2 protein-coding genes are annotated in these 4,513 nt (G+C 69.8%); both read right to left on the bottom strand.

What is annotated here, in order from left to right; translation table 11 throughout:
* On the bottom strand, positions 1–971 hold a 971-nt coding region (locus ACXJMZ_RS36730; protein WP_457034336.1), incomplete at its 3' end, for a serine/threonine-protein kinase.
* Between the two features lie 135 nt (positions 972–1,106).
* A partial coding sequence (locus ACXJMZ_RS36725) for a multifunctional oxoglutarate decarboxylase/oxoglutarate dehydrogenase thiamine pyrophosphate-binding subunit/dihydrolipoyllysine-residue succinyltransferase subunit (RefSeq protein ID WP_457034335.1) occupies positions 1,107–4,513 on the bottom strand: 3,407 nt, incomplete at its 5' end.

The following is a 4,513-nucleotide window of genomic DNA, read 5'->3' as shown; positions in this document are numbered from 1 at the left end:
GTCGGCGTCGGGGCCACCAGGGCCGGCGGGGCCTGCGGCCGGGGCGGGCCGGTCGGCGGCGGGGGCTTCAGCAGTGCGGACCGGCGGGCGATCTCCAGCGTCACCGGATCCGGCAGCCAGTGCTCGGTGAACCTCAACTCGCCGCCAACCAGCGAATGTTCGCGAGCAGCCCGGATCAGCTCGGCCGGGAGCGGCCGGTTCTCCGGCCGCTTGGCGAGGCAGGCGGCCAGCAACGGCCGCAGACTGTCCGGCAGTTGGCCGAGCTCGGGCTCCTCGTGCACCACCCGGTAGAGCACCGCGGTGTCGGGCCCGTCGCCGAACGGCAGCGCGCCGCTCAGCACGTAAGCGGCCAGTGCGCCCAGCGCGAAGACATCGGTGGCGGGCGTCACCGGCAGGCCGCGGACCTGCTCCGGGGCCATGAACGGCGGCGAGCCGATCATCGACCCGGAGTCGGTCAGCACGGTGGAGTCGGCGGCCCTGGCGATCCCGAAGTCGATCACCCGGGGCCCGTCCGAGGCCATCAGCACGTTGGCCGGCTTGAGGTCCCGGTGCACCACCTCGACACCGTGGATCGCCTGCAGCGCCTCGGCGATCCCGCCGATCAGCAGCAGCACGGTGCGGACCGGCAGCGGTCCGTGCTCCCGCACCACCTGCTGGAGCGAGGGCCCCGGCACGTACGCGGTGGCCAGCCAGGGGGTCGGGTCGTCCGGCCCGGCGTCGATCACCAGCGCGGTGTACAGGCCGTGGATCCGGCGGGCGTTGGCCACCTCGTGCCGGAACCGGCGGCGGAACTCCGGGTCGGCGGCGAACTTCCGCCGGACCACCTTCACCGCCACCGGCCGCCCGCCCGGCGTGTACGACAGGTAGACCCGCCCCATCCCGCCCGCCCCGAGCCGGGCCGCCAACCGGTACCCGCCGACCTCGCGCGGGTCGTCCGCGGAGAGCGGCTGGAACACCGAATCCGTGGTCATGCGAAGGCTCCCCCGAAGTAGATCCGCCCCAGTGCCACGAACATACGGCAGGCGCAGGCGACTTGGGACCGGAACGACCATGGGCCCCGCCCGCCGCCGAAGCGGAGGACGGGGCCCATGGCCACCGACGGAGCGTCAGATGGTGAAGATCTCGTCCAGCAGGCCCTGCTGCTCGGCAGCGTGCCGCTTGGCCGAACCGACCGCCGGGGCGGACGAGGCGTTCCGGGCGACCCGACGCAGTCGGGCGGCGTTGGCGCTGCGGCCCACGACGACCTGGAGGTGGTCCACCAGGTTCATCGCGATGAACGGCCAGGCACCCTGGTTGGCCGGCTCCTCCTGCGCCCAGACGAACTGGACGTCCTCGCCGTACTTGGCCAGCTCCTCCTGGAGCTCGGCCACCGGCAGCGGGTAGAGCCGCTCGACCCGGACGATCGCGGTGTCGGTGACCCCGCGCTCGGTACGGGCCGCCTCGACGTCGTAGTAGAACTTGCCCGCGGTGATGACCACCTTGCGGACGTTCGCCGGGTCGACGGTGGTGTCACCGATGACCGGACGGAACGAGCCCGAGGTGAACTCCGCCGCCGCACTCGCCGCCGCCTTCAGACGCAGCATCGACTTCGGGGTGAAGACGATCAGCGGCTTGTGGTGCGGGTTGTGCGCCTGCCAGCGCAGCAGGTGGAAGTAGTTCGACGGCAGGGTCGGCATCGCGACCGTCATGTTGTCCTGCGCGCACATCTGCAGGAAACGCTCCGGACGCGCGGACGAGTGGTCCGGGCCCTGACCCTCGTAGCCGTGCGGCAGCAGCAGGGTGACGCCGGAGTGCTGGCCCCACTTCTGCTCGGCGGACGCGATGTACTCGTCCACCATGGTCTGCGCGCCGTTGACGAAGTCGCCGAACTGCGCCTCCCACATGACCAGCGCGTTCGGGCGGGTCAGCGAGTAGCCGTACTCGAAGCCCATCGCCGCGTACTCGCTGAGCAGCGAGTCGTAGACGGTGTAACGGGCCTGGTCCTCGGTCAGGTACAGCAGCGGGGTGTAGTCCTCGCCGGTGACCCGGTCGATCAGCACCGCGTGGCGCTGGCCGAAGGTGCCACGACGGCTGTCCTGGCCGGCCAGTCGGACCGGGTGACCCTCCATCAGCAGCGAGCCGATGGCGAGCGTCTCGCCCATCGCCCAGTCGATGGTGTTGTCCTCGACCGAGGCGGTGCGGCGCTGCAGCTGCGGCAGCAGGCGCGGGTGCACCGTCAGCCACTCCGGCAGGTTGCTCTGCGAGGCGGCGATCCGCTTGACCATCTCCGCGGAGATGCCGGTCTGGATGTTGACCGGGAAGTCCGCCTGCGGCTTGCCGCCCGAGGTCGGGGCCTGCGCCGAGGCGGCGTCCCTGACCTCGGAGAAGACCTTCTCCAGCTGGCCCTGGAAGTCCTGGAGCGCCTGCTCCGCCTCTTCCATGGTGATGTCGCCGCGACCGATCAGACCCTCGGTGTAGAGCTTGCGCACCGAGCGCTTCTTGTCGATCAGGTCGTACATCAGCGGCTGGGTGAACGACGGGTTGTCGGCCTCGTTGTGACCGCGACGGCGGTAGCAGATGAGGTCGATCACGACGTCCTTGTGGAACTCCTGACGGAACTCGAAGGCCAGCCGCGCGACGCGGACCACGGCCTCCGGGTCGTCGCCGTTCACGTGGAAGATCGGCGCCTCGATCATCCGCGCCACGTCGGTGCAGTACATCGACGAGCGGCTGCTGGCCGGGGCGGCGGTGAAGCCGACCTGGTTGTTGACCACCAGGTGGATGGTGCCACCGGTGCGGTAGCCGCGCAGCTGCGACATGTTCAGGGTCTCCGCGACGACGCCCTGGCCGGCGAAGGCCGCGTCACCGTGGATCTGGATCGGCAGCACCGGGAAGGTGGTGCCGCCCTGGTCCAGCACGTCCTGCTTGGCGCGGACGATGCCCTCGACCACCGGGTCGACGGCCTCCAGGTGCGAGGGGTTGGCGGCCAGCGAGACCTTGATGGTCTCCCCGTCCAGACCGGTGAAGGTCCCCTCGGAGCCCAGGTGGTACTTCACGTCGCCGGAGCCGTGCATCGACTTCGGGTCGAGGTTGCCCTCGAACTCGCCGAAGATCTTGCCGTACGGCTTGCCGACGATGTTCGCCAGCACGTTCAGCCGGCCGCGGTGGGCCATGCCGATCACGGCCTCGTCGAGACGGTGCTCGGCCGCCGCGTCGATGGTCGCGTCCAGCAGCGGGATGAGCGACTCGCCGCCCTCCAGCGAGAAGCGCTTCTGGCCGACGTACTTGGTCTGCAGGAAGGTCTCGAAGGCCTCGGCCGAGTTCAGCCGGCGCAGGATGCGCAGCTGCTCCTCGCGCTCCGGCTTCGCGTACGGCTTCTCCAGGCGCTCCTGGATCCACTTGCGCTGCTTCGGGTCCTGGATGTGCATGTACTCGATGCCGACGGTGCGGCAGTACGAGTTGCGCAGCAGGCCGAGGATGTCGCGGAGCTTCATCATCTTCTGGCCGCCGAAGCCGCCGACCGCGAACTCGCGCTCCAGGTCCCACAGCGTCAGCCCGTGCTGGACCACGTCCAGGTCGGGGTGCTTGCGCTGCTTGTACTCCAGCGGGTCGGTGTCGGCCATCAGGTGACCGCGGACCCGGTAGGAGTGGATCAGCTCCATGACGCGCGCGGTCTTGTTGACCTCGTCGTCGTGGGTGGTGGCGACGTCGGTGGCCCAGCGGACCGGCTCGTACGGGATCCGGAGCGACTCGAAGACGTCGTCGTAGAAGTTGTGCTCACCGAGCAGCAGCTGGTGGATGGTGCGCAGGAACTCGCCCGAGGCCGCGCCCTGGATGACCCGGTGGTCATAGGTCGAGGTCAGGGTCATGATCTTGGAGATGCCCAGCTTGGCCAGGGTGTCCGGGGACGAGCCCTGGAACTCGGCCGGGTACTCCATCGCGCCGACGCCGACGATGGTGCCCTGGTTCTGCATCAGGCGCGGCACGGAGTGCACGGTGCCGATGCCGCCCGGGTTGGTCAGCGAGACGGTGACGCCGGTGAAGTCGTCCATCGTCAGCTTGTTGGCACGGGCCCGGCGGACGATGTCCTCGTAGGCCATCCAGAAGCCGAGGAAGTCGAGCGTCTCGGCCTTCTTGATGGCCGCGACGACCAGCTGGCGGTCGCCGTTCGGCTTCACCAGGTCGATGGCCAGACCGAGGTTCACGTGCGCGGGCTTGACCAGGTAGGACTTGCCGTCCTCCACCTTGTAGCTGTAGTTCATGCCCGGGCTGGCCTTGATGGCCTGGACCAGGGCGTAACCGATCAGGTGGGTGAAGGAGACCTTGCCGCCACGGGCGCGCTGCAGGTGGTTGTTGATGACGATGCGGTTGTCGATCAACAGCTTGGCCGGCACGGCACGCACCGACGTCGCCGTCGGGACCTCCAGGGAGGCGTCCATGTTGGTGGCCACGGCCTTGGAGGGGCCGCGCAGCGGGATCAGCTCAGGGCCCGGCCCTGCGGCCGGCGCGGCAGCGGCCGGGGCCGCCTTCGGCG

Source organism: Kitasatospora sp. P5_F3, assembly GCF_054049135.1.
This window is presented reverse-complemented; position numbering and strand designations above follow the sequence as displayed.